This window comes from Aureimonas sp. ME7, assembly GCF_903970965.1.
GTDB lineage: Bacteria > Pseudomonadota > Alphaproteobacteria > Rhizobiales > Rhizobiaceae > Aureimonas.
Genome location: NZ_CAJCKW010000002.1, coordinates 307154 through 332108 on the forward strand (window position 1 = coordinate 307154; position 24955 = coordinate 332108).

Consider the following 24955-nt stretch of genomic DNA (forward strand, 5'->3'; position numbering starts at 1 on the left):
CCGATGCTGCTTCTGATCGGCGCCTTTCTGGTGCTCATGGTGGTGGGAGTGCCCGTCGCCATATCCATGTTCGTCGCGTCCGGGCTTTATCTCCTGATCTACGGGATCGCGCCGGACATCATCGTCGCTCAGCGCATGATCGCGGGCGTGGAAAGCTTTCCGCTCCTGGCGGTGCCCTTCTTCATCCTGGCCGGCAACCTGATGAACATCGCGGGCGTCACCGGCCGCATCTACGCCTTCGCCGTCGCGCTCGTCGGCTGGATGAAGGGCGGCCTCGCGCAGGTCAACATCATCGGCTCGGTGATCTTTTCGGGCATGTCGGGCACCGCGCTGGCGGACGCCGCCGGCATCGGTACGATCGAGATCAAGGCGATGAAGGATCACGGCTACCCCGTCGAGGCCGCCGTCGGCGTCACCGCCGCCTCGGCGACGCTCGGGCCCATCTTCCCGCCGTCCCTGCCCTTCGTCATCTACGGCATGATGGCCAACGTCTCCATCGGCGCCCTGTTCATGGCCGGTATCCTGCCCGGCATCGTGATGACGCTTCTGATGATGATCACGGTGGCCGTCTTCGCCTATCGCAAGGGCTGGGGCTCGGACACGAACTTCGAGATGCGCCGCCTCCTTTCGGCCTCGCTGGAAGTCGTCATCGTCCTTTCGTTCCCGGTTCTCGTCTACGTCCTGACGCTCGCCGGCGTTTCCCTCAACCTTTCGGTGTTGATCGCCCTGACGGCGTTGGTCGCGCTCGATTGGCACTACGACTTCTCCGCCGTGATGGCGCTGATGACGCCGGTGATCCTGATCGGCGGCATGACCATGGGCTGGTTCACCCCGACCGAAGCCGCCGTCGCGGCGGTGATCTGGTCGCTTTTCCTCGGCCTCGTGCGCTATCGCACCATGACGTTCCGCACCCTGGCGAAGGCCAGCTTCGAGACGATCGAGACCACGGCCTCGGTTCTCTTCATCGTCACGGCCGCCTCCGTCTTCGCCTGGCTCCTTACCGTCAGCCAGGCGGCTCAGCTCATGTCGGATGCGATCCTCGCGATCACCGACAATCCTTGGGTGTTCCTGATCCTCGTCAACATCCTGCTTCTCGTGATCGGCTGCTTCCTGGATACGATCGCCGCGATCACCATCGTGGTGCCGATCCTCCTGCCGATCGCCCTTCGGCTCGGCATCGACCCGGTCCATTTCGGCCTGATCCTGACGCTCAACCTGATGATTGGTCTTCTGCACCCGCCGCTCGGCATGGTCCTCTTCGTCCTGTCGCGAGTGGCCAAACTGTCGGTGGAGCGAACGACGATCGCGATCCTGCCCTGGCTCGTCCCCTTGTTCATGGCGCTCCTGATCATCACCTTCTTCCCGATCGTCACCCTTTGGCTTCCGACACAGATGGGCCTCATCCAGTGAGCACCGCGCACGCCGCCACGATCTTTTCCCCCGAGGACCTCCGGATCGTCGAACGGGACCTCGGCCCCCTGCCCCCCGATCGCGTGCGCATCCGCTTCGGAGCCGGCGGAATCTGCGGATCGGACATGCACTACTTCCGCCACGCCCGAACGGGGGACTACGTCGTGCGCGAGCCGCTGGTCCTCGGCCACGAGATTGCCGGAACCGTCGAGGCCGTGGGCTCGGCGGTGAAAGGGATCGCGCCCGGGACACGGGTCGCCGTCAACCCCTTCCGCCCCTGCGGGCATTGCGCCCGGTGCGCGGAAGGGCGGCCGAACCTTTGCGAGAACGTCTTCTTCATGGGGTCGGCCTCGAAGAACCCGCATATGCAGGGCGGATTTTCGTCGCATTTCGACACGACGCCGGAACAGTGCGTCCCGGTGCCGGACGAGATTTCGCTGGAAGCTGCCGCGCTCGCCGAGCCGCTCGCCGTCTGCCTTCACGCCGTCGGACGCGCGGGCGACCTTTCCGGCCGATCCATCGCCGTCGTCGGCGCCGGCCCGATCGGGCTGTTCACGCTTCTATCGGCGCGATTGAAGGGCGCGGGCCGCACCACGGTCGTCGACATGGCGGCTGCCCCGCTCGCCTTTGCCAGCAAGCTCGGCGCCGACGAGGTGATCGACCTATCGAAGGACGCGGAGGGTTTTTCCAAGATCACGCCGCCCGACGTCGTGTTCGAGGTGTCGGGCACGCCGGCCGGCCTTTCCTCGGCGATCGCCGGCGTTCGGCGCGGCGGCACCGTCGTTCAGGTGGGCAATCTGGCAGCGGGTCCCCTGCCGATCCCCGCCAACTCCATCATGTCGAAGGAACTCGACGTGCGCGGCTCGTTCCGCTTCGACAAGGAGTTCGCGGAGGCCGTCGGCCTGATCGCATCGGGCGCGGTGGACGTCCTGTCCATCGTCACCGCCCGCCGACCGTTGATGGAAGCGCCGAGCGCGTTCCGACTGGCGCTGGACCGGACGCAGAGCGTCAAGGTCCTTCTTACCGCCTGAGCACGGGAGAGGAGCGTCAGCCGTCGTCGTCCGCGGCGGCGACGCCCTCGCCCTGGCGCTGCCCGCGTCGCCAATAGGCGGCCACGAGATGCTGATTCTTCTTGAGGCCGAGGTCCTTCCGGCAGAAGCGCCGGATCGCCTTGAAGGCCGAAAACTCCGTGCCGGACCAGACGAAGGGCGTCTCGCCCGGCGCGACGGCCGAGCGCGCCGCATCTTCCAGAAGGGTCGTCGTCCCGGCAGGCGCCCCGTTGCGATGGAGCCAGCGGACGGAAACGCTGTCCGGGTGAACGAGCGCCTGCTCCTCCTCCGGCCCGGCGACTTCGATGAAGACGTCCGCGCGCACGCCCGCGTCCATCCGCTTCAGCATGCGCGCGATCGCCGGCAGCGCCGTCTCGTCGCCAAGGATCAGGTGACGCTCGCCCGGCCCGAGAAGCCCGCCGCCGGGCCCGAGCATTCCGACGAAATCGCCGGCCTGCGCCTCGCGAGACCAGGCGCATCCCGCGCCTGGGGGATCGTGCAGCACGACGTCGATATCCAGGTGGCCCGCCTCCGCATCGATCTCGCGGATCGTATAGACGCGCGCTATGAGTTCGTCCTCTCCCGTCGGCCAGACCGGCAATGCCGCCGGTCCGGCATGCGGCCAGACCGGAGTGCGACCCTTGGGCGGAAACAGAAGACGCACATGCAGCTCCTCGCCCGCGAAGCGCTGGAGATTGGCGCCGGACAGGCGCACCCGGCGCATCCGAGGCGTCAGCTGCGTCGACGAAACCACGGTCAGTTCGCGGAAATGCGGAAGTTCCCGCGTGTCCGCGCCGTCGCCCGCCCAGACGATCTCCGGGCAGTCATCGCCAAGGATATGTTGGACGTACCAGGCTACCAACCCCTTGGCGACGCCGTGGTCGGCCGGGTCCGTACCCTCCACGACCACCGCCATCCGGTCGCCCTCGAAGCGGAGGCGCGTCACCGAATTGTAGACGCTGACGACCGTTTCCCCGTCCGGCTCCGCCCGCTGCACCTGATCCTCGTCGAGATGCTCCAGGAGATGGCGCATGAATCCGTCGCGATCGTCGACCCGGATCGAAAGATTCGATTGCAGCATGATCCGATGCACTCCACCCGGTTCGCAAGACTGGATCGCCGGCCGAGCTGCAACGGCGCGCTCGTTCTCGACGATGGGGTCTGGCTACGATTTGTGGATGGGCGTGGTCAAGATTACATATCGCGCACCGCACCGCTGTTTCTCCGCGCGCTCCCTCGACATTGACGGAGTCCTATGGTGCGTATGCCCGATCGGGCGCCGAGAGCTGGAAGAGTCGGCCCATGGCGTTGCCACGATCGGGGTGAAGGATGGTGATTTCGAACCGTTACGGGCGTTTCCTGGGTATCCTGGCCGGCTCACTTCTTGCCGCCGCGACGATCGCGTCGCCCGTTCGGGCCGATCCCAAGGACCATCTGACGCTGGCCATGAGCATCGAGCCGTCGGGGCTCGACCCGACCGTGGCCGCGCCCGTCGCCATCGGTCAGGTCGTCTGGCAGAACGTATTCCAGGGTCTCACGCGGATCGACGAGGCCGGCACGGTTCTTCCCCAGCTCGCACGCGAATGGACCGCGAGCGACGACGGCCGGACGATCACCTTCCACCTTCGCGACGACGTGCGTTTTCAGAACGGCGTTCGCTTCGACTCCGCGACGGCGAAGTTCACGCTCGACCGCGCGCGCGGCGAGGCGTCCACGAACCCGCAGAAGCAGTTCTTCGAGGTCATCGAGCGTATTGAGACCCCGGACGCTTCGACGCTCGTTCTCCATCTCAAGGAGCGCTCGGCCAATCTGCTCTACTGGCTCGCCTGGCCCGCGGCGGTCATGGTGGAGCCCGGTACGGCCGAGACCAACCGCGCGCAGCCGGTCGGGACAGGCCCGTTCCGCGTCGCCGAATGGCGACCGGGCGACAAGGTCGTCCTTGAGCGGATCGACGACTATTGGAACAAGGATGCCGTGCCTTCTCTCGGCACCGCCGAGTTCCGCTTCATCAAGGACGCGCAGGCGCAGGCCGCCGCCATCCGATCGGGAAGCGTCGATGCCATCCCCGAGTTCGCCGCGCCCGAACTCTACAAGACGTTCGAAGGCAGCCCGCAACTGTCGACCGTGGTCGGCCATACCGAACTCAAGGTCGTGGCGGGCATGAACCTTCGCCGCAAGCCGTTCGACGATCCGCGCGTTCGAAAGGCGTTGATGATGGCTGTGGATCGGACCGCCTTGGTGGAAGCGGCCTGGAGCGGCTACGGCGAGCCGATCGGCAGCCACTACACGCCGAACGACCCCGGCTTCGTCGATCTCGCCGCCAAGGTGCCCTACGATCCGGATGGCGCGAAGGCCCTTCTGGCCGAGGCCGGATATCCCGATGGTTTCACCGCGACGATCCGCTCGCCGCAGATGTCCTATGCGACGCGCTCGTCGGAAATCCTGCAAGGGTTCCTCGCCGAGATCGGCGTGACCTTGAACATCGTGCCGACCGACTTTCCCGCCGTTTGGGTCGATCAGGTTCTGAAGGGGCATAACTTCGACATGACGATCGTCGCCCATGCCGAGCCGCTCGACATCGGCATCTATGCGAGGCCCGACTATTATTTCGGCTACCGCTCGCAAGCCTTCGACGCGGCGAACATGGCGGCCGAAACGGCGGCGGACGATGCGGCGCGCCTCGCCGCCTATGGCCGTGCGCAGGAGATCCTGGCCGAGGATCTGCCGGCGCTCTACCTCTTCGCCATGCCCAAGCTCGGCCTGTGGGATCGCCGGGTGAAGGGATTGTGGACGAACGAACCCATCCCCTCCAACGATCTGACCGACGTTCGCTGGGTCGATTGACGTTGATCTAGCGGCTTCGGACGTGGCGGGCTTTCTTCTCAAGCGGTTGATCGGCCTTGCGGCGTTGCTTCTCGTCGTCTCGCTCGGCGTGTTCGTCGTCCTCGACCTTCTGCCGGGTGACCCGGCGGCCGTGATGCTGGGTACGGCGGCGCGGCCCGATACGCTCGCCGCACTTCGGCTGGAACTCGGGCTGGACCGCCCCCTCGCCTTACGTTGGCTGTCCTGGCTCGGCTCGGCCGCCACCGGCGATTTCGGGCGCTCGCTCACCTACGGCATGCCCGTCGGCTCGTTGATCGCGCAGCGGCTGGCCGTCACCCTTCCGCTCGGCGCGCTGACTTTCGCGATCGCCTGCGTACTCGGCGGCTTCGTCGGCTTCGCCGGCGCTTCCAAGCCTGGTGGGGCGGGGGATCGGTTCGGCCTCGTGTTCGCGCAAGCGGGCATCGCGGTTCCGAACTTCTGGATCGGCCTTCTCCTGATCCTTGGCCTCTCGATCGGGCTTGGCTGGTTTCCGAGCGGCGGCTTTCCGGGCTGGGACGCCGGAATTTTCGCCGCTCTTTCCGCTCTCGCCCTGCCGGCCGTGGCGCTCGCCCTGCCGCAGGCGGCGGTGCTGGCACGGGTAACGCGCGGCGCGGTCATCGAGGTGGTGGGCGAAGACTTCATGCGAACCGCCCGCGCCAAGGGACTGTCGCAGCGGACGGCCTTGTTGCGCCATGGATTGCCCAACGCGCTTCCGCCCATCCTGACGATCCTCGGTCTCCAGTTCGCCTTTCTCGTCGGCGGCGCGATCCTGGTCGAGAACGTCTTCGCCTTGCCGGGTCTCGGCCAGCTCGCCTATCAGGCGCTGTCGCAGCGCGATCTCGTCACGATGCAGGGAGTGGCCCTCGTTCTGGCCGCCGGCGTCGTCGTCGTGAACGCCCTCGTCGATCTGATTCAGGTCTGGATCGACCCCCGACAGAGAGCGGACGGATGAGGCGCGCACGATCGCCCAACTGGCGGCTGCGGATCGGCGTCGGCATCGTCCTCCTCTTCGGTCTCGCCGCGATCCTTTCGCGGGGCTGGACGCCGGTGCCCAATCCCATGCGCATGCGCATCGCATCGCGCCTGCACCCCCCCGCTGCGGACGCCTGGCTCGGCACGGACCAGCTCGGCCGGGACGTTCTGTCCCTTCTGATGCTGGGCGCCGGAAACAGTCTGGCGACGGCTCTCGTTTCCGTTCTGATCGGCGGGGCGCTCGGGATTCTGGTTGGCCTCCTCGCCGCCGAGATCGGCGGGCGACCGGGGGCCGCGCTGATGCGCGCCGTGGATGTCCTCTTCGCGTTCCCGCCCGTCCTGTCGGCGATGATGTTGGGCGCGGCGCTTGGAACCGGGTTCTGGAGCGCGGTCGCCGCCATCGCCCTATTCACCACCCCCGTCTTCGCGCGCATCACGCGGGCAGCCGCCCGTTCCGTCCTCGTCAAGGATTTCGTTCTGGCGGCGCGCAGCCTCGGGCGAGGCGGACCGGCTGTCCTTCGACACCACGTCGCGCCCAACATCGCGGGCGTCCTGGCGATCCAGGTGTCCATCCAATTCGGCCTCGCGATCCTCACCGAAGCCGGTCTCGGCTTTCTCGGCCTCGGACTTCCCCCACCGGCTCCCTCGTGGGGGCGGATGCTGGCCGAGGCGCAGACCTATCTCGGCGCCGCGCCCTGGCTGGCACTGGCGCCGGGCTTTGCCATCGCGCTCGCCGTCCTTGGCTTCAACCTCGTCGGCGATGGTCTGCGAGACCACTTCGACCCGCGCACGCGGCAGGGCTAGAACGCGATGTCGGCGACGAGCGGCAGATGGTCGGACGCAGGCGCAGCCTGCCGAAACGATCCGGCCCCCTGGATCCCGACGCTCCTGCTTGCGTAGATCCGATCGAGGCCGAACATCGGGCGGCGAACCGGCCATGTAACGCCCGCCGCCTGGGTCGGCAGGGCAGCCACGAGGGTTCGATGAACGGCGCCGTCGGAACGCCATTCGTTGAAGTCCCCCATGACGATCGCCGCTTCGCTCGGATCGACGATCGAGGCTAAGACGGCGGCCTGTGCCTTCCGTCCGCGTGGGTTCAGGCCAAAATGCGTGGCGACGACACGCAAGTCGCCCATCGGTGTTTGGATGGTCGCGTCGATCGCCGCGCGCGGCTCGATGCCGGGGCCCGGCAGCTTGTGGACCACGACGCGAGCGATGGCGTGGCGAGACCAGAGCGCGATCCCGTATTCCTCGCCCGGCCGGCCGAAGAGGGGAGCGGGCACGAAGTGGTCGCCGAGCGACGACCCGAGCCGCTCGAACGCCCGGGGGAGCCGACCCAGCCGGGCGCGACCATCCACCTCCTGAAGGGCGATCACATCCGGGTCGATCGCCTCGATCAGGCGCAGCGTCCGGTCCGGGTCCGGCCGCCGCCCTTCGCCGATGAAGCCGTGGACGTTCCAGGTCGCGACCCGGAACGGGCGCGGCTCAACGCTCGGCGGAACCGACACGATCGCCCTTGCCCTTGCCCGTCAGCGTCTGGAGAATCAGAACGAGGTCGCCGAAGAAACTGCGCGTTTCGAGATAGCGCGCATCCGTTTCGGCAAGCCTGACGGGGTCCGACATGTCGATGTCGTGAACCTGCGCCAGACCGGTGATGCCGGGGCGCAGCGCCAGGACGCCGCGCTTGCGGCGCTCCCCGATCACCTCGTCCTGGATGGGAAGCGAGGGACGCGGCCCGACGAAGCTCATGTCGCCCTTGAGAACGTTCCAGAGCTGAGGCAGTTCGTCGAGCTTCCAGCGGCGCAGAACCGTTCCGAGCTCTGTGACGGCCGAGGCCGGCGTATCGTGCGAGGCGGCGGACACCGTGCCCGTTTGCATCGTGCGAAGCTTGTAGCAGGTGAAGACCCGTTCCCGCCGCCCGACCCGCCTTTGCGCGAAGATGCCGGGCCCCGAACTGTCGCGCCGAACCAACAGCGCCAGTGCAACGATGACGGGACCGGCCACGATCAGGCCGAGAAAGCTTGCCACGATGTCGAACACGCGCTTCATGTCAAAGGCGAGTGCCGCAAGACGATGGCCGGGGCAAGAGGGAAGCGATCAACGGTGCGCATTCTGATCACGGGCTCGACCGGTTTTGTCGGCAGGACACTGGTGCCGCATCTGGCCGGCCTCGGACACGAGGTCGTCGCGCTTCGGCGTGGCGAAAACGGCGTGCCCTTCGATCTCGCCCGCATCGGCGAATGGACGGGCTGGCCGGACGGCGTGGAAGCGGTGATCCATCTCGGCGCCCTCAACCCCGTCCGCTCCGACCCGGCCGCCCGCGACGATGCAGCCCTGATGGCGGCCAACGCATCGGGCACCGGCGCGCTGGCGAAGCTCGCCGCCGATCGCGGTGTGAAGCGCTTCGTCTACGCATCCACCAACCTCATCCATCCCTTGAGCGCCGAGCCCTTCGACGAGCGTGCACCGCATCGCCCCCAAAACCTCTACGCAGCTTCGAAGCTGGCCGGCGAGGAAGCGATGGCGCGTGCGCTGGAAGGAAGCGGGACGGAAGGCACGATCCTGCGTCTTCCGCCGATCTATGGTCCCGGCGGGCGCGGCGGCGTTTCCACCCTCCTTCGCGTCGCTTCTTTCCCCGTGCCGTTGCCGCTCGCCTCGCCGAGCGCCAGCCGAAGCCTCCTGTCGATCGCCAACGCGGCGAGCGCCCTCGCCCACGCGGCGCTCGCGCCGGAGGCAGCCGGGGGGACGTTCCTGGTCGCGGACGGCGAGCCTTGGAGCCTCGGTGAGATCGTCGCCTTCGCGCGGCAGGAGGCGGGCCGCGCCCCGCGCCTTTTCTCGCTGCCCACCGGCTTCACCGCCGAGGTGGCGCGGCTGATGAACCGCTCGGCGCAATACGAACACGTCTTCGGCTCGCTCGTGGTGGATGACGCGGCGTTCCGGGCCCGTCTCGGTTGGCGTCCGATCGAGACCACCGAAGAGGGCATGCGCCGCACCCTTCGCGAGCAGCGCGCGAACGCCGCTCGCACGACGCGTTGAGGTCGGGATCATGAACCACGCCCCGATCGACCCCGCCAAGCTCAAGCGCCAGAAGCGGCTGGAGGAAACGCTGCGCGAGAACCTGAAGCGGCGCAAGGAACAGGCGCGCGGGCGAACCGAAGCGCCGGCCGACACGGACGAAGCGAGCGACACGGACACCGACGAATGAGTACGAGGCTTGGACATTCTGTCCGGGTAGACTTCGGCGCGTCCCAATCTTAGAACCCTTCTCACGAAGGAGTTCCGCATGATCGACTACCAGTCGCACTTCGAGTCCGCGATCGAGGCCCTCCACGCAGAACGTCGATATCGTGTCTTCGCCGATCTCGAGCGCATCGCCGGGCGCTTCCCCGCCGCGATCTGGCGTCACGAGGGCGAAACGCGCGAAATCACCGTCTGGTGCTCCAACGATTATCTCGGCATGGGCCAGCACCCCGCCGTCGTCGATGCGATGTCCGGCACGCTGTCCGCCATGGGTTCGGGTGCTGGCGGCACGCGCAACATCTCCGGCACGAGCCACCCGCTGGTGGAACTCGAAGCCGAGCTGGCCGATCTCCACGGCAAGGAAGCGGCGCTCGTCTTCACCTCCGGCTTCGTGTCCAACGACGCGTCGATCTCCACCATCGCCAAGCTCCTGCCCGACTGCCTGATCCTGTCGGACGAGCTGAACCATGCCTCGATGATCGAGGGCGTGCGCCGCTCCGGCTGCCGGAAGCAGGTGTTCCGTCACAACGATCTCGCGCATCTGGAAGAACTCCTGAAGGCGGCCGATCCCGAGCGTCCCAAGCTGATCGTGTTCGAAAGCGTCTACTCGATGGACGGCGACGTCGCGCCGATCGAGGCGATCTGCGATCTCGCCGAGCGTTACAACGCGATGACCTATATCGACGAGGTGCATGCGGTCGGCATGTACGGCGCGCGCGGCGGCGGCATCTCGGAACGGGACGGCGTCGCGGGCCGGCTCGACGTGATCGAGGGAACGCTCGCCAAGGCGTTCGGCGTTCTGGGAGGCTATATCGCCGGTTCGCGGGCGCTCGTCGATTCGGTGCGCTCCTACGCGCCGGGCTTCATCTTCACCACCGCCCTGCCCCCGGCCCTCGCTGCGGCGGCCACCGCCTCGATCCGCCATCTCAAGGCCTCCGGCGCAGAGCGCGCGGGGCAGCAGCGGCAGGCCGCGAAGGTCAAGGCCGAGTTCACTGCCTCCGACCTGCCGGTGATGCCGTCGGACACGCACATCGTGCCGCTGTGGGTCGGCGACCCCGAACTCTGCAAGCAGGCAAGCGACCGACTACTGGACCGGCACGGCATCTATATCCAGCCGATCAACTACCCGACCGTGCCGCGCGGCACGGAGCGGCTTCGCATCACGCCGACGCCGCTGCACGACGATGCGCTGGTGGCGAAGCTGACCGCGGCGCTGCTCGAAACCTGGACGGCGCTCGGCATCCCCTTCGCCTCCGAGCGCCCGGCGCGTTCGGACGAGAGCGACGCGGTTCCCGCCCTTCTGGTTTCCAAGGCGGGCGGCTAACCCTTTCGATCGGCTTCAACAGTCATTTCGGGGGTCGATCTCCGAATCGTGCGCCGATTCGATCGGCGCGGCTTCCTTGCGCACCACGCTTTCGGGCGTTCGGTTGCGCGGCAGGCGCCGGGCGAGAACCGGCACGATCAGCGCCAGACCGACGAAGCGGATCACGTGATGGGCCGCGACATAGGCGGGGTCGAGATCGAACTGGAACGCGAGAACCGTCAGCGCCTCCAGCGCGCCGGGCGCATAGGCGAGCGCCACCTTTCCGAAGGTCAGCCCGAGCGCCAGCACCGCGAGGAAACCGGCCACGGCGGAGATCGAAAGGCTGATCGCAAAGGCGCTCAGCGAGGCCGCCAGGAGTTCCACGATCGCCCTGCGATGTTCGGGACGCAGGCGCGCGCCGATCGAGCATCCGAGGACGACGAGAGCCGGACCGGCGATCCAGCTCGGGATCGCCACCGGCGCCACAGCCGTTCCATGCAGAAGAGCGCTTCCGATCAGCGCGCCCAGGATCAAGCCGCCCGGCAGGCGGCTTCGGATACCGATCCAGGCCAAGGCGAGGCAGAGCCCGATCAGGGCTGCGTATTGCCAGGGCTCGCCGATTACCCCGCCGCGCAGGCCGTCGGCTGAAACCTCGCCCCCTTCAAGCCAGCCTAAGAGCGGCGTCAGAGCGCCGATGAGGAGGAGAAGCCGGGTGGACTGGACCACCACGATTCGCGTCATATCGGCTCGCGTTTCGGAAGCCGCCGCGAGCACGAAGGACATGGCGCCCGGCAGCGAGGCGAAGAGGGCCGTTTCCCGGTCCCATCCGAAGACGCGCTCCAGGAAAGCCTTGGTGGCGACGACGAGAAGCGCGACGCCGACCATCTGGATCGTGAAGGAAAGCGGCCAGATCACGACCTGCGACACGACTTCGGGCGTCACGCCCGATCCCGCCTGGATGCCGAGGACGAAGAAGGTCGCATCCCGAAGCCTGTCGGGAACGCGCAGCTCCAAGCCGCAGAAGATCGCGCCGACGACGGACAGCGTGGCGCCCATCAGCCAGCCGACGGGAAGCCCGATCGCGGTCATGAGACCGCCGCCGGCCGCTCCGATGGCAAGCGTCAGCGCCGCTGCCCCCATGCCACCTGTTGTTCGTGTCATGCCTGCCGACGGATCCAGCGTGCCAGCCGGTCGGCCGCTTCCTCGACTTCGTCCAGACGCCGGTGGAAGCAGGCACGCAGGAAGTTCGGCGTATGGGGCGCGAAGGCGGCTCCCGGGGCGAGACCGACCAGTGCCTCGTCGGCGATGCGGAATGCGGCGGCACGCCCGTCCGCGATCCCGTCGATCGAGAAGAACGAATAGAAGGCACCTTCCGGCGCGCTGATCGAAACGCGGTTGGTCGCGGCCAGCGCGCTCGTGAAGATCTGCCGCGCCTTGGCGGCACGCACGACCTGCTCCTCGACGAAGGCCCCTCCTTCCTGGATGGCCGCCACAGCGCCGCGTTGCATGAAGGTCGCGACACCCGAGTTGGAATACTGGATCAAGTTCTCGAACAAGGGACCGAGATCGGCCTCGGCCTCGATCCAGCCGACGCGCCACCCCGTCATCGCCCAGTTCTTGGAGAAGGAGTTCACGAAGACGAGGGGATCGCCTTCCCGCATCACGTCGTGGAACGAGGGCGCGCGAGCGGCGGCGTAGAAGAAGCGCCCGTAGATCTCGTCGGCGACGACGGCGATGCCAGCCCCCCTCGCCATGTCGAGGATGGCGGCGAGCGTCTCGGCGTCGGCGGTCCAGCCGGTCGGGTTGTTCGGCGTGTTGACGAAGATCGCCTTGGTGCGGGGTCCGATCGCCGCGCGCAGCCGGTCGAGATCGAGGGCCCACTCCGCGCCGGACCACTGCAGCGGGACCTCGACGGCTTGCGCGCCGGCAAGCCCGACCGCCGCCTGGAAGTTCGGCCAGAGCGGCGAAACGAAGACGACCTCGTCCCCGGCGCCCGCCAGCGCCGAGATCACGAGTTGGATCGCATGCATGCCCGACCCGGTGACGAAGATGCGCTCGGGCGAGGTCGCCCGTCCGTAGAGCCGCTCGACATAGGCGGCGAGCGCCCCTCGCAGCTCGGGAATGCCGCGCTGCCAGGTATAGAAGGTTTCTCCGGTTCGCAGGCTCTCGGCCGCCGCGTCCGCGATGAAGGCGGGGGTGGAAAGGTCTCCTTCCCCCGCCCAGAGCGGGATCAGCCCCTCTCGCCCTCTCGCATGGTTGATCAGGGCGACTATGCCGCTCTCGGGTGCGGCGAGGGCGGCGGGACGAAGGGAAATGGCGGGAGGCATGGACAGAGGGACCCGATCGATGGTTCGCACCGCCCGCGCGGCGATGCGGCTCGACGGGGACTCGATCTTTCGCGCGAGCGCGTCAACCCCGAACTTGGGCCTTGAAGCTCCGAAGTCGGCCGAATGGCGCGCGGCTCAGAACCCGCTGCCGGGCACCTGACCAGGGTTGGCGGGGCGCGCGCCCTTGGCGAGGAGGTCGCGGATCTCCTCCAGAAGCCGTTCCTCAGCCGGCGTTTCCTTGACCTCCGGCGGCTTGGCCTCTTCCTTCCGCTTCAGACGGTTCATGCCCTTCACGACCATGAACAGAACGAAGGCGACGATGATGAAGTTGATCAGGAGGGTGAGGAAGTTGCCGTAGGCCAGAACCGCGCCCTGCTCGCGCGCCTGCGCGAGGCTCGTCGCCGTGACGTTGGAACTCAAGGCGACGAACTGGTTGGAAAAATCCACCCCGCCGGTGATCAGCCCGACGATCGGCATGATGAGGTCGGCCACGATCGAATTCACGAGCCCGGAAAAGGCCGCGCCGATGATGATACCGATCGCCAGATCGACCATGTTGCCCTTCAGGGCGAACTCGCGAAACTCCTTGAGCATGGCAACGTCCCTCTTCGCCACTCCGTCAGGCGTGGAGCTTAGCCCAGCGCGAAGGCGAAGCAACCGGAAGGCGAGCGGTCAGGACCGGGTTGTGCCCAGGAAATGCAGGACGATCTCGCGCCGGTGCGGCTGGCGACGATGCTCGAAGACGTAGATGCCCTGCCAGGTGCCCAGCACCATCCGCCCATCGGATACAGGAACCGACAGGCTGGTGTCGGTCAGGGCCGTCTTGATATGCGCCGGCATATCATCCGGCCCTTCGATCGTGTGGACATAGCATCCGTTCTCCGGCGCGAGGCGATCGAAAGCGCCGAGAAGGTCGGTGCGAACATCGGGGTCCGCGTTTTCCTGGATCGTCAGGGACGCCGACGTATGACGGATGAAGACGGTCAGCAGTCCATCTCCCGCGCTTTGTTCGCGAAGGATGTCCGCAATCCGCGAGGAAACGTCCGTGAAGCCCTGCCCGCGCGTCGAAACGGAAAGGCGATGCAGGAACTGGTGGTCGATCGGTTGCAACGAACCCTCCGCGAGCCTTGGCACCCGACGCCATACACGTAGCCGTCCTTACGCGCCAATCAGGCGGAAAATCCGCGCTGATGCCCCTCCCTGCATCAGCGACGCATCGTCTCCTTCGGCAGTCATCGATTGACGGGGAAACACGCCTCTGGCAGGCCAGAAGACATGACTTCGCAAGCGCTCATCTTCAAGCTGTCTCCGCGCTCCGCCTGGCTGGATGCGGAAGCCTCCGGCGAGTTCGAGGGAGCGCCGGTCGATCTATCGGACGGCTTCATCCACTTCTCGACCGCTTCCCAGGTCCGCGAAACGGCAGCGCGCCACTTTTCCGGCCAGGACGCGCTGATCCTGGCCGCGATCGACCCGGCGCCGCTCGGGACGGCGCTTCGCTGGGAGCCTTCGCGCGGGGGCGACCTGTTCCCCCATCTCTACGGCCCCCTGCCGATGTCGGCCGTGGTCTACGTCGCCGACCTGCCGCTCGGCACGGACGGGGTTCACGTGTTTCCTCCGAGCGTTCGATGAGCCGCCTCTACCAGTTCGCCCGCCCGCTCCTGTTCCAGATCGACCCCGAGCGCGCCCACGCTCTGTCGATCGGGGCGCTGAAGCATGGGATAATGCCGCGTCGAAACCTGCCGCTCGATCCGCGGCTGCGTATCGAAGTGGCGGGCATCGGCTTCCCGAACCCTCTGGGGCTTGCCGCCGGATACGACAAGAACGCCGAGGTTCCCGACGCCGCGCTGCGCCTCGGCTTCGGCTTCGTGGAGGTCGGAACCGTCACGCCTCAACCGCAGGAGGGCAATGCCAGGCCACGCATCTTCCGCCTGCCGGAAGCTGCCGCGGTGATCAACCGGCTCGGCTTCAACAACGACGGCCACGCGGACATGGCCGAGCGCCTCGAGGCCCGCTCGCGCAAGGCGGGGATCGTCGGCGTCAACATCGGCGCCAACAAGGACTCCGAAGACCGGATCGCCGACTACGTGTCTGGCATTCACCGCTTCGAAGCGATGGCGAGCTACCTCACCGTCAACATTTCCTCGCCCAACACACCGGGTCTGCGCAAGCTGCAGATGGGCTCCGATCTCGACAAGCTCCTGCAATACGTGATGGCCGCACGCGATGGGGCTGCCGCGATCTCGGCGACGCAGCCGAAGCCGGTGTTCGTTAAGGTCGCCCCGGACCTGACGGAGGACGAGGTCTGGTCGATCGCCGACACGGTGAAGCACCGCCAAGTGGAAGGGCTGATCGTTTCCAACACGACCCTTTCGCGGCACGGCGTCGAAGGACGAAAGCATGCGAGCGAGGCCGGCGGCCTGTCGGGGCGCCCCCTCTTCTCGCGCTCCACCTATGTGCTGGCGCTGTTCCGCCGCGCCATGGGGCCTGACTTCCCGTTGATCGGCGTCGGGGGCGTGGAAAGCGCGCGCACGCTGCTCGGCAAGATGGAAGCGGGCGCCGACCTCGTCCAACTCTACACCGCGCTCGTCTATGGGGGCCCGGAACTGCCGCTGCGCATCCTGAACGGCCTGTCCCGCTATCTCGACAAGGCCGGGTCGGACACGATCTCGTCCATCCGCGACACGAAGGTGGACGAGATCCTGTCGCGCGATCCGCCGCTCGGCTGGGAAGCCCGGCGAGCGTGATCCTCGGACGCGACTGAGCGGCGCTTCGGCCCATGCCACTTCCGCTGGTCCACCATCCCGCGTTCGACGCCGAGTTCGACGCGGCGCATCGCTTTCCCATGCGCAAGTTCACGCGGCTCGCCGAAATCCTCGTCGAGGATGGACTGGTGCCGACCGGGTTCCATCAGCCCGTTCCCGCTTTGGAAAACTGGCTCGAACTCGCGCATGATCCGGCCTACGTCGCCGCCGTCCTCCATGCGCGCGTCGGTGGGGCAACCGAGAAAGCGATCGGCTTTCCCGTGGACGAGCGCGTGGCGCTCCGCTCGCGCTGCGCCACGGGCGGAACGGTTCTGGCGGCGGAGCTTGCGCTGGAGCATGGGCTCGCCTGCAACACCGCTGGCGGCAGCCACCATGCCGCGCGCGAAGGCGGCGCCGGCTTTTCCGTCTTCAACGACGTGGCGGTTGCTGCCGGCGTGCTCCTGTCGCAGGGCTCGGTTGGCCGCGTGTTGGTGTTCGACTGCGACGTCCACCAAGGCGACGGCACCGCCCGCATCTTCCAAGACGACGCTGCCGTGTTCACCCTCTCGGTCCATGGAGAGCGCAACTATCCCCACCCCAAGGCGACGTCGGACCTCGATGTCGCCCTGCCCGACGCCACGGGGGACGAGGCCTATCTCGCGCTCCTGCCGGAACTCCTCGAAAGAGCGATGCGAGAAGCGCGGCCGGACATCGTCTTCTACAACGCCGGCGTCGATCCCCATATCGACGACCGCCTCGGCCGCCTCGCCTTGTCCGATCGAGGGCTGGCGGAGCGCGATCGCCGCGTCATCGGCTTCTTCCGCGAGCACGGCATCCCGCTCGCCGGCGTCATCGGCGGCGGCTACTCGCGCGACATCGAAACCCTATCGCGGCGTCACACCATCCTGCACCGCGTCGCGGCAGAGTTCGTCTAACAGACCAAGCCAAGTAAGACGGCATGTCGAAGAGCTTCCGGTGCCGCACCGCGCGGATCAGACCCGGGTTTGGGTGCAAACATATCGGACGCCGCCGACCCGGATGAGAGGTCCAGGTCGTCGTACGGACCTTGGGCCCGACGGGCTAGGCGCTATACCGATCGCAGATGCAACTACAGGAATTACACGCCGTGCGTGACACCGGACTTGGCGTCATCGACCAACCGCATCGAACGAACTGGATCCGCCGGGTTTCGGGCGGAGAAGGGCTCGAGCGGATCGAAGCCTTTTTCGACGGCAAGGGCTACGAGATGCATCGGCACGATACCTACGCGATCGGCCTGACGCTGAGCGGCGTGCAGAGTTTCCACTATCGCGGCAGGGTCCGGCACGGCCTGGCGGGCGGTGCGCTGGTCCTCCATCCCGACGAGAAGCACGACGGACAGGCCGGAACCGAGGGCGGGTTCCGGTATCGCATGCTTTATATCGAGCCCGCCATGATCCAGGCGGCGCTCGGCGGGCAGCCGCTCCCCTTCGTCGAGGGTGGCCTGTCGGCCGACGCGCGGTTGCTGCCTGCGATCGCCCGCCTGTTGTCGGGGCTCGATCGAGCGCTCGATCCCCTGGAGCGCGAGGATGGCGTGTACGATCTGGCCATGGCGCTCGCTTGCCTCTCGAAACGCGGGCCGGAAAAGGCGGCACGGATCATCGATCATCGCTCGGCGGAGAGGGCGCGTTCCTTCCTCCACTCCCGCCCCGCCGCGGTCGACCTTGGCCTTCTCGAACGCCTCACGGGCCGTGACCGATGGAGTCTGTCGCGTGACTTTCGCGCACTTTTCGGCACCAGCCCGTACCGATACCTCGTGCTGCGGCGGCTCGACGACGTTCGAGCCCTGATGCGGGCCGGCCATCCCCTGGCCGATGCCGCCGCGGCGAGCGGCTTCTCCGACCAGAGCCATATGACCCGGCACTTCAAGAGCGCCTTCGGCCTGACCCCGTCGCAATGGCTCCGGCTCCAGTCGCCGCCGTGACGGGCCTCGCACGATCGTTCAAGACGCCTGCCCTTCGTGCCGAGCAAATGGGCCTCGATTGTTCGAAAGGCTTCGCCCATGCCCTACGCCCCCGTTTCTCTCGCCCGGAAGTTCGATCTCTTTTCCGAGCAGTGGCAGCCCAAGGTGGTCGCCGAAATGAACGACTACCAGTTCAAGATCGCGCGGCTCGAAGGCGACTTCATCTGGCACAGCCATGCCGATACCGACGAGACGTTCCTCGTCCTGGACGGAACGTTGCGCCTCGACTTTCGGGACGGTGCGGTCACGCTGACGACCGGCGATCTGTTCGTCGTTCCCAAGGGCAAGGAGCACAAGCCGTTCGCGGAGCGCGAGGTGAAGTTGCTTCTGATCGAGCCGCGGGGCGTCGTGAACACCGGCGACGAGCGGCCGAGCGAGCGAACGGCCGTCAACGACATATGGATCTGACGGAGCTTCCTTCTCCCAATGTGAATCCCAGCAAATGACCCGATCGTCGGCTCAAGAGTCCGCTTCGTCGTCGCTTGCCCAAGCGTCGGACCGGCAGACGACCATTCAACCCGGCTGCAAAGCTTCGGGTGAAATGAGCCCGAGGATCGTCCGGCAGGGGAGCGCCGCCATGCAAGAAGCGTAGAAAGCGCCGTCGTTACTCGCGTGGGCGGCGGCCATCGGAGCGTCGCCCGCATGACTCGATCTTCTCGCCGATCTCGGCAACGGCCGCTACGTCCTCGCTGCCTGAACGACCTGGGCACCTGGAACAATGCCGCAAAGGTCGATCCTCGCCGAGACGTCGCTTCGCATGACGGCTCCACCATCAGGCGGACGCCGAACGATCGTCCGTTAGACGATCGAGATTGGCGAGAAGGCGGGTGAGAAGCGCGACGAATTGCTCGGCTTCGCCTTGCGTGAATCCGTTCAGCGCGTCGCGGTTGCCTCGGAACAGAACCGCGACGGCCTCCGGTAGGCGTGCGAGCGCAGCGTCCGTCAGCATCACACGCTGGCTTCGGCCGTCGTTCGGATCCGGCGTGCGACGGATCAGACCGTCCCGCTCCATGCGCCCGAGCATCTGCGCCATGGGCGGCTGCTCGATGCGGGCGAAGCGAGCGAGGTCGCGCTGCGTGCTGGCCTTCCCGTCACGCAGAGCCACGAGAACCGGCAAGTGGCCGACCCCGAACCTAAGCGGTTTCAGCCGGGCTTCGCTGAGGCGTGCGAAGCCCCGCGCGGCCAAACTGACAAGGTGCCCCGGCGTCGACAGGACGTTATCGCCTTCCATCGTTCGCTTCCGCTCCGATCTCCGCTATCGACTCGCAGATACATATGCACATATACAATTTTACTACGAGATTCACATACCGTTGAGCGGATGTTCCACCCTCCGCATTTCTCTTTTCCGAAGGCCGCTTCGATGCCGCGTGAAGATATAGCGCTCACCACCCCCGACGGTCTTTGCCGGACCTACGCCTTCACTCCCAAAGGCCGGAGCGCGGGACCTGCCGTCGTCTTCTTCATGGACGCCGGCGGCATCCGTCCCGCCGTCTTCGCCATGGCGCAGCGGCTGGCGGACGCCGGCTACTTGGTGCTCGTGCCCGATCTCTTCTACCGCTACGGCGCCTATGGGCCGTTCGACCCGGTGGAGGTTCTGCAGGGCGACTTCATGGCGACGCTGGGCCCCCTGATGGCGACGACCGGCAACGCGAAGGCAGCCGAGGATACGGGCGCGCTCCTGGCCTATCTCGATACCCGGAAAGACGTATTGGGAAAGCTTGGCGCGGTCGGCTTCTGCATGGGGGGCGGCATGGCGATCGCAGCGGCCGGGACCCATCCGGATCGGTTCGCTGCCGTGGCGAGCTTTCACGGGGGAAATCTTGCTACCGACAAGCCGGACAGCTCGCACGTCTACGTGCCCCACCTCGAAGCCGAACTCTACATAGCGGCAGCGACGGACGATGCGAGCTATCCGCCGGCCATGGCCGAACGGCTGGAGCGGGCACTGCGCGGAGCTGGCGTCACCTTCCGCTCCGAAACCTATCCGGCGGCCCATGGTTGGATGAAGCCCGATTTTCCTGTCTACGACGAGGCCGCCGCCGAGCATGGCTGGCACGAGCTGCTCGCTTTCTTCGACCGTACGCTGCGGTGAGGCCGAAATTCCGTTACCCGTTCGGCCGGCGACGCCGCCCTCGCGGCTTGGCTATCCAGCGTTCTTGGCCCGATCGAAGCTAACACCCGCCCGCTCGATCTCCGGGCCATGGGTGAGCGCCCAGGCGCACAGGGCTTCGAAGGGTTGGCGCAGCGAGTGGCCGAGCGGTGTGATCGCGTATTCCACGCCGATCGGCTGAGTCGGCAGGACGGTCCGCGTGACGAGCCCGTTGCGTTCCAGCCGCTTCAGCGCGTCGGCAAGGGCCTTGTGGGTGATGCCGTCCAGCCGCCGCTTGATCTCGTTGAAGCGCGCCGGCTTGGGGCACACCACCGTCAGGATGAGGATCGTCCACTTATCGGCGATCCGATCCAGAACGGGCCGAATGTGCGCCATGTCGGTACGCGCTTGCTCCGACAGAAGTTCGAGTTCGGTATCGTCCGTCATATCTAGGCTCATTAAAGTGCGTTCTTGTGACTAGATACCCGTCGTATATCTAGATGCCGTCGTTGAACAAGGAGACCATGCGATGGCTCGTGTCGGAAACAAGACCGCTCTCGTGATCGGGGGCGCCAAGGGCATCGGGCTGGCGGTCGCCGAACGTTTGTCGCGGGAAGGCGCAACCGTCTTCCTGACGGGACGCCGCGCCGACGAGGTCGAGGCGGCGGCCCGCAAGTTGGGCGGCGCCGCGCGTGGCCTCGTGGCAGATGCCGCTTCGCCGGAGGATCTCGAGCGCGTCGTCGCGTCCGTGAGGCAGGCGCAGGGGCGCCTGGACCTTCTCGTTCTCAATGCGGGACTGTCCGAGCCCGCCTCCCTCGCCGACCAGACGCCCGATCACTTCGACCGGCATTTCGCCGTCAACGTGCGCGGCATGGTGTTCGGCCTGCAGGCGGCCCTACCCGCGATGGGCGACGGCGCCTCGGTGGTCCTGATGGGGTCGATCGCCGATACGATGGGCATTCCGCCCTACGGCACCTACGCCGCCACCAAGGCAGCGGTGCGATCCTATGCCCGCACCTGGGCTGCCGAACTCGCGCCGCGCGGCATACGCGTAAATGTCGTGGCCCCTGGTCCAACGGATACGGACATGATGGCGGCCGTATCAGAGGAAGCGCGTGCGGCTCTTGTCGCGCCGATCCCGATGGGGCGAATGGCCCGTCCCGACGAAGTGGCGTCTGCCACGCTGTTTCTTCTCAGCGATGAAGCCAGCTTCATCACCGGCGCTGAGCTATGCGTCGATGGCGGCATGAAACAGGTCTAGAAAGGGACTATACGTCCGGGAACGCTTCCGACTCTTCGAATGCGGAAGCGGACCGTCCGCGGTCACCCACGCAAGCCGCCGTCCGAAAGCGAACCATCCGCATTCGGACGGCTCGAGGCATTCGATCCGACCTTGAGCCCTTTCGAAAATGGGCGCTCGCACCTCACTCGCCCGAACGGCTTCCGTCCGGCGAGGGTCGCAGATCTGTTCATATCATGGACGGTGCTACGAGGCTCAAGCCGCCGCGAAGGCCGGGCGCCTGGCTCCCACTTGCGACACGCAGGCACTGTACATCCGACAGGTTTCAGGATGGGCCTTTGGCATCTCGTAAGCATACGCTTCTCCCCGCACCATCGGTTCGACATATGAGCCCATTCGCATGAGATAGGCCGATTCGATGCTTTCACGTTCCTTGGCTTTACGACGAGGCCGACCCACACACTGACGTGCTGACCCACGAGCAGCACGAGATATCTCAGCGTGCTGAGCTTATTGCCGCTGGTGAAGCTGCCGAGGCGTTGTGGAATGACGGTCGCTGTGACTTCGAAGAAATCGGACGGAGAAGCGAGAACAGCGGGAAAGTCAGCGACCATGCCCCCCCCCGCTCAATCGCGCGTTAAGGCTTCGACTGGCCGATCGCCATTGCGACCGGCATCGCCGACAACCGAACAACAAGTCGAACGAATAAGGGGGATAGGAATCAATCAGCCCGCTGATCTACCGCGCTTGGCTCTAGCGCCACGACAGCCATCCAGCGAAGCGTTCCGGCCTGGCGGTCGCGAGAGCCAGCAGCAACGCGATCTGCAGGGCGACGATGGCAATCAAGATGGTTCGGAACGGCTCCTTGCGGGTTTTGTGCCGCATGAGCTGCTGAGCAAGGATAGTCCCAACGCTTCCGCCGATCAGGGCGAGCCCAAGAAGCTTGCTCTCGGGAATGCGCCGATCTCCGCACCGCGCCTTCCCCTTGTCGAGGACCATGGCGCCGTAGCCCGCGACGTTCACGACGACGAGGTAGGCGACCATCAACAGCATCATTCGGGCCGGTGTCATCCCGTCAGGATGATGGAAAACCGTTTCTGCATTCTCAAGGGATGCCCCATGCACGTCCACGTTCACCCGGCGCACGCCGCCAGCCCGCCCGTCATCCTGCGCGGCGTCACCATTCCCCCGGCCGTCCTGGCCGAGCCCAACCCGCCATCCCCAGCTGTTCCTCCTGTGCGCCTCGATTGGCCGCACCGCCGCCGCCGTGGCCGTGCTCCTATTCGACCAGCCCATGTCTCAAGCCATGCTCGAACTGTTCGAGGCCGAGATCCGGCAGGCCGTCACCGCCGAGATCCTGACGGCCCCTGCGCTGGACGAGGACGAGCGCCAGCATTTGGAGGACCTGGCGTGAATCGCCTTCGACCAACGGCTGGAGTGTCACACCACGAGGACCATACGATCTGGCGACGTCTGACCTCGTTTCCCAATTGCAAAAGCTGGGAAACGCCGGATCCAAATATCACACTAAGTACCTAAAAGAATGGTGCCGCTTAGGTGATTCGAACACCTGACCCCATCATTACGAATGATGTGCTCTACCGACTGAGCTAAAGCGGCCCGGCCGCAACGTTCGGGTTGCGGCGGATGGGCGTCTGATAACCGCAAATCATGCGAGTTTCAAGAGCGATTTTCGCGACCCTCGGGCTATGCAGGCAGGGGGCTCGCGGCAATCGCCGCGGCCGAGCCGAGGACGCGGCGGCGCGCGTCGTCGTATTCGCGCGCTAAGCGATCCACCAGTTGGGAGGTCGGGACGACCGCCGTGACCGCGCCGATTCCCTGGCCGCTGCCCCAGATGTCGCGCCAGGCTTTCGCACCGGCGTCGGCGTTCATGTCCATCTGGCTGGGGTCGCTTTCGGGCAGGTGATCGGGGTCGAGACCCGCCTTCTCGATCGAGGCGCGCAGATAGTTGCCGTGAACGCCGGTGAAGAGGTTGGAATAAACGATATCCTTGGCATACCCATCGACGATCGCTCCCTTGTAGGCCTCGTCGGCGCGCGCTTCGTCGGTCGCGATAAAGGCCGAGCCGACATAGGCGCCATCGGCCCCTGCAGCTTGCGCCGCCAGAACCCCGCCGCCCGTCGCGATCGCGCCCGACAGGAACAAGGGACCGTCGAACCATTGTCGGATCTCGGATACGAGCGCGAAGGGCGAGAGCGTTCCCGCATGTCCGCCCGCGCCCGCCGCCACCGCGACGAGGCCGTCCGCGCCCTTTTCGATCGCCTTGTGGGCGAAGCGGTCGTTGATCACGTCGTGTAGAACGATGCCGCCATAGGAATGGACGGCCTGGTTCACCTCCTCGACCGCACCCAGCGAGGTGATGACGATCGGAACCTTGTGCCGAACGCAGACGGCAAGATCCGCTTCCAACCGCTTGTTGGAGCGATGGACGATCTGGTTGACCGCGAAGGGCGCGGGGCGCCTGCCGTCGATCGGCTGCGACAGGGTCTCGCCGATCTCCGACAGCCAGTTGTCCAACTGTTCCGCCGGCCGCGCGTTGAGCGCGGGAAACGAGCCGACGATCCCCGCACGGCACTGTGCGACCACGAGCGGGGGATGCGAAATGATGAAAAGCGGCGCCGCAATCATCGGCAGTCGGAGGCGGCCTTGCAGCACGGCGGGAAGTGTCATCGAAGCCTCCGATATTCTGACGTATACGTAAGAGTGCAGCCTAGGCCAAGCCGAGGCTGTTCGCCAAGTCCTGGCGGCGTGTTGGCATCGATCGGCGATCACAAGGTGGCTTTCCCCTGCTCCACTTCGCCGCATCGCTGGCGCGAGGACGAAGGACGGCCGATATGAAAGGGATGGCCGATCTGTTCCCTTCCGCCCCCATTCCCGCGACGCCTTTTCCGGACACACCCGCAGCGGTGGTTCGCGTGATCGATACGGAAACGGCGGGCCACCGGCTGGAAGATGACGCGGTAATCGAGATCGGCTCGGTGGATCTCGATCTTGAAACCGGGCGGATCTTCAACCCGATGGAAAGCCTTGCCCATCCCGGACCCATCGAAATCAATCCGTCCGCCCGCCGGGTGCATCGCATCAGCGACGAGATGCTGGAAGGGGCACCGCCGTTCGCGGACGCGATCGTCCCGTTCCGGGGCGCGTCGATCTACGCGGCGCAGCGCGCGTCCTTCGATCGCTCGCGTTTGAAGCTGCCGGGTCGCTGGCTTTGCACCTACAAGCTGGCGCTGCGCGCCTTCCCGGACACGCGCGCCCATGGGCTCCAGTCGCTGGTGAAATACCTGCCGCTCGATCTTGGCGACGTCACTGAGCGGTTGGAGGGCTCGCACCCGCATCGCGCGCTTTACGACGCTCTTTGCACGGCGGTTCTCCTGCGGCGTATCGCCGAAGAACTTCTGCCGCGCTGCGCGGGGATCGACGACTTCCTCACCCGCGCGGAGCGGGTATCGACGGAACCCGCCCTTCTGGCGCGGCTGCGCTTCGGCCGCCACAAGCACGTTCCGATGCGCGAGGTGCCGACGGACTATCTCGAATGGCTGGTGCGCGAGCCGAAAATGGACGCGGATGCCGTCCACACCGCGCGTCACCACCTGAACCTTCGCGAAAGCGCCCAGCTTGCCGCGATCGCACGCCTGCTGCCGCAAGACGCCTGACGCTGGTCCACCGCGGTCGGGCGGCTATCTACATTGGAAC

The 24955-nt window shown here is 66.4% G+C and carries 27 protein-coding genes and 1 tRNA gene; 16 read left to right on the top strand and 12 right to left on the bottom strand.

Annotated elements, in window-relative coordinates:
• Window positions 1-3: 3 nt before the first annotated feature.
• Window positions 4-1410: a TRAP transporter large permease gene (locus H7A85_RS04900; protein WP_182084768.1), complete on the top strand. Its 1407-nt coding sequence runs from the start codon at window positions 4-6 to the stop codon at window positions 1408-1410.
• Window positions 1407-2441, top strand: coding sequence for an L-idonate 5-dehydrogenase (locus tag H7A85_RS04905; RefSeq protein ID WP_182084769.1), 1035 nt, complete (start codon window positions 1407-1409; stop codon window positions 2439-2441). Before H7A85_RS04900 ends, H7A85_RS04905 begins: the two co-directional genes overlap by 4 nt.
• Window positions 2442-2457: 16 nt before the next feature.
• On the opposite strand, the gene H7A85_RS04910 is transcribed toward H7A85_RS04905, so the two are convergent.
• Window positions 2458-3540: a siderophore-interacting protein gene (locus tag H7A85_RS04910; protein ID WP_182084770.1), complete on the bottom strand. Its 1083-nt coding sequence runs from the start codon at window positions 3538-3540 to the stop codon at window positions 2458-2460.
• 248 nt (window positions 3541-3788) lie between these two features.
• Between H7A85_RS04910 and H7A85_RS04915 the strand changes: the two genes are divergently transcribed.
• The 3 genes from H7A85_RS04915 to H7A85_RS04925 are packed head-to-tail and all read left to right on the top strand — an operon-like array spanning window position 3789 to window position 7097.
• Complete coding sequence (locus tag H7A85_RS04915; protein WP_182084771.1) at window positions 3789-5303, top strand: ABC transporter substrate-binding protein; 1515 nt, start codon at window positions 3789-3791, stop codon at window positions 5301-5303.
• 22 nt (window positions 5304-5325) lie between these two features.
• A complete protein-coding gene (locus H7A85_RS04920) occupies window positions 5326-6273 on the top strand; it encodes an ABC transporter permease (RefSeq protein ID WP_182084772.1) in 948 nt (315 codons plus the stop codon).
• Window positions 6270-7097, top strand: coding sequence for an ABC transporter permease (locus H7A85_RS04925; RefSeq protein ID WP_182084773.1), 828 nt, complete (start codon window positions 6270-6272; stop codon window positions 7095-7097). The genes H7A85_RS04920 and H7A85_RS04925 overlap by 4 nt, the downstream gene beginning before the upstream one ends.
• Here the strand turns inward: H7A85_RS04925 and H7A85_RS04930 are convergent.
• Window positions 7094-7801: an endonuclease/exonuclease/phosphatase family protein gene (locus tag H7A85_RS04930; RefSeq protein ID WP_182084774.1), complete on the bottom strand. Its 708-nt coding sequence runs from the start codon at window positions 7799-7801 to the stop codon at window positions 7094-7096. The genes H7A85_RS04925 and H7A85_RS04930 overlap by 4 nt on opposite strands.
• On the bottom strand, window positions 7779-8342 hold the full coding sequence (locus H7A85_RS04935; RefSeq protein WP_182084775.1) for a sugar transferase: 564 nt from the start codon (window positions 8340-8342) through the stop codon (window positions 7779-7781). The genes H7A85_RS04930 and H7A85_RS04935 overlap by 23 nt, the downstream gene beginning before the upstream one ends.
• A 54-nt stretch (window positions 8343-8396) precedes the next feature.
• Between H7A85_RS04935 and H7A85_RS04940 the strand changes: the two genes are divergently transcribed.
• From H7A85_RS04940 to hemA, 3 genes are all read left to right on the top strand, one after another.
• On the top strand, window positions 8397-9329 hold the full coding sequence (locus H7A85_RS04940) for an NAD-dependent epimerase/dehydratase family protein (protein WP_182084776.1): 933 nt from the start codon (window positions 8397-8399) through the stop codon (window positions 9327-9329).
• Window positions 9330-9339: 10 nt separating this feature from the next.
• A complete protein-coding gene (locus tag H7A85_RS04945) occupies window positions 9340-9498 on the top strand; it encodes a hypothetical protein (protein WP_182084777.1) in 159 nt (52 codons plus the stop codon).
• Between the two features lie 81 nt (window positions 9499-9579).
• On the top strand, window positions 9580-10857 hold the full coding sequence (gene hemA / locus H7A85_RS04950; protein ID WP_182085074.1) for a 5-aminolevulinate synthase: 1278 nt from the start codon (window positions 9580-9582) through the stop codon (window positions 10855-10857).
• A gap of 15 nt (window positions 10858-10872) precedes the next feature.
• Here hemA and H7A85_RS04955 read toward each other — a convergent pair whose 3' ends face one another.
• The 4 genes from H7A85_RS04955 to H7A85_RS04970 form a co-directional block, all read right to left on the bottom strand.
• The gene (locus tag H7A85_RS04955; protein WP_244630949.1) at window positions 10873-11997 is read right to left on the bottom strand and encodes an AbrB family transcriptional regulator; all 1125 of its coding nucleotides are present in this window, start codon (window positions 11995-11997) and stop codon (window positions 10873-10875) included.
• The gene (locus tag H7A85_RS04960; RefSeq protein WP_182084778.1) at window positions 11994-13163 is read right to left on the bottom strand and encodes a pyridoxal phosphate-dependent aminotransferase; all 1170 of its coding nucleotides are present in this window, start codon (window positions 13161-13163) and stop codon (window positions 11994-11996) included. Before H7A85_RS04960 ends, H7A85_RS04955 begins: the two co-directional genes overlap by 4 nt.
• A 135-nt stretch (window positions 13164-13298) precedes the next feature.
• Entirely contained in the window at window positions 13299-13757 is a 459-nt protein-coding gene (gene mscL / locus H7A85_RS04965; RefSeq protein WP_182084779.1) for a large conductance mechanosensitive channel protein MscL, read from the bottom strand.
• A gap of 78 nt (window positions 13758-13835) precedes the next feature.
• Window positions 13836-14273 carry a secondary thiamine-phosphate synthase enzyme YjbQ gene (locus H7A85_RS04970; RefSeq protein WP_182084780.1) on the bottom strand — a complete coding sequence of 146 codons (438 nt, stop codon included), beginning with the start codon at window positions 14271-14273 and terminating at the stop codon, window positions 13836-13838.
• A gap of 165 nt (window positions 14274-14438) precedes the next feature.
• Here H7A85_RS04970 and H7A85_RS04975 point away from each other — a divergent pair, with 165 nt between their 5' ends.
• From H7A85_RS04975 to H7A85_RS04995, 5 genes are all read left to right on the top strand, one after another.
• Complete coding sequence (locus H7A85_RS04975; RefSeq protein ID WP_182084781.1) at window positions 14439-14792, top strand: DUF952 domain-containing protein; 354 nt, start codon at window positions 14439-14441, stop codon at window positions 14790-14792.
• Window positions 14789-15907, top strand: coding sequence for a quinone-dependent dihydroorotate dehydrogenase (locus H7A85_RS04980; protein ID WP_182084782.1), 1119 nt, complete (start codon window positions 14789-14791; stop codon window positions 15905-15907). The genes H7A85_RS04975 and H7A85_RS04980 overlap by 4 nt, the downstream gene beginning before the upstream one ends.
• Before the next feature lie 32 nt (window positions 15908-15939).
• Complete coding sequence (locus H7A85_RS04985) at window positions 15940-16839, top strand: histone deacetylase (RefSeq protein WP_182084783.1); 900 nt, start codon at window positions 15940-15942, stop codon at window positions 16837-16839.
• Between the two features lie 191 nt (window positions 16840-17030).
• Window positions 17031-17867, top strand: coding sequence for an AraC family transcriptional regulator (locus tag H7A85_RS04990; protein ID WP_244630951.1), 837 nt, complete (start codon window positions 17031-17033; stop codon window positions 17865-17867).
• Window positions 17868-17945: 78 nt separating this feature from the next.
• Complete coding sequence (locus H7A85_RS04995) at window positions 17946-18314, top strand: cupin domain-containing protein (RefSeq protein ID WP_182084785.1); 369 nt, start codon at window positions 17946-17948, stop codon at window positions 18312-18314.
• Between the two features lie 364 nt (window positions 18315-18678).
• Here the strand turns inward: H7A85_RS04995 and H7A85_RS05000 are convergent, their stop codons facing one another.
• Window positions 18679-19137: a MarR family winged helix-turn-helix transcriptional regulator gene (locus H7A85_RS05000; protein WP_182084786.1), complete on the bottom strand. Its 459-nt coding sequence runs from the start codon at window positions 19135-19137 to the stop codon at window positions 18679-18681.
• A 132-nt stretch (window positions 19138-19269) separates the two neighbouring features.
• On the opposite strand from H7A85_RS05000, the gene H7A85_RS05005 reads away from it, so the two are divergent.
• Complete coding sequence (locus tag H7A85_RS05005; RefSeq protein ID WP_182084787.1) at window positions 19270-20001, top strand: dienelactone hydrolase family protein; 732 nt, start codon at window positions 19270-19272, stop codon at window positions 19999-20001.
• A gap of 51 nt (window positions 20002-20052) precedes the next feature.
• Here the strand turns inward: H7A85_RS05005 and H7A85_RS05010 are convergent, their stop codons facing one another.
• Entirely contained in the window at window positions 20053-20445 is a 393-nt protein-coding gene (locus tag H7A85_RS05010; RefSeq protein WP_182085076.1) for a helix-turn-helix domain-containing protein, read from the bottom strand.
• A gap of 82 nt (window positions 20446-20527) precedes the next feature.
• Here H7A85_RS05010 and H7A85_RS05015 point away from each other — a divergent pair, with 82 nt between their 5' ends.
• Window positions 20528-21259 carry an SDR family oxidoreductase gene (locus tag H7A85_RS05015; protein WP_182084788.1) on the top strand — a complete coding sequence of 244 codons (732 nt, stop codon included), beginning with the start codon at window positions 20528-20530 and terminating at the stop codon, window positions 21257-21259.
• A gap of 732 nt (window positions 21260-21991) precedes the next feature.
• Here H7A85_RS05015 and H7A85_RS05020 read toward each other — a convergent pair.
• The 3 genes from H7A85_RS05020 to H7A85_RS05030 form a co-directional block, all read right to left on the bottom strand.
• A complete protein-coding gene (locus H7A85_RS05020; RefSeq protein ID WP_244630997.1) occupies window positions 21992-22282 on the bottom strand; it encodes a DUF1294 domain-containing protein in 291 nt (96 codons plus the stop codon).
• 500 nt (window positions 22283-22782) lie between these two features.
• Window positions 22783-22858: transfer RNA gene (locus H7A85_RS05025), tRNA-Thr, on the bottom strand.
• Between the two features lie 87 nt (window positions 22859-22945).
• Complete coding sequence (locus H7A85_RS05030; RefSeq protein WP_182084789.1) at window positions 22946-23929, bottom strand: nitronate monooxygenase family protein; 984 nt, start codon at window positions 23927-23929, stop codon at window positions 22946-22948.
• A 173-nt stretch (window positions 23930-24102) separates the two neighbouring features.
• Between H7A85_RS05030 and H7A85_RS05035 the strand changes: the two genes are divergently transcribed.
• The gene (locus H7A85_RS05035; RefSeq protein ID WP_182084790.1) at window positions 24103-24915 is read left to right on the top strand and encodes an exonuclease domain-containing protein; all 813 of its coding nucleotides are present in this window, start codon (window positions 24103-24105) and stop codon (window positions 24913-24915) included.
• Window positions 24916-24955 lie beyond the last annotated feature (40 nt).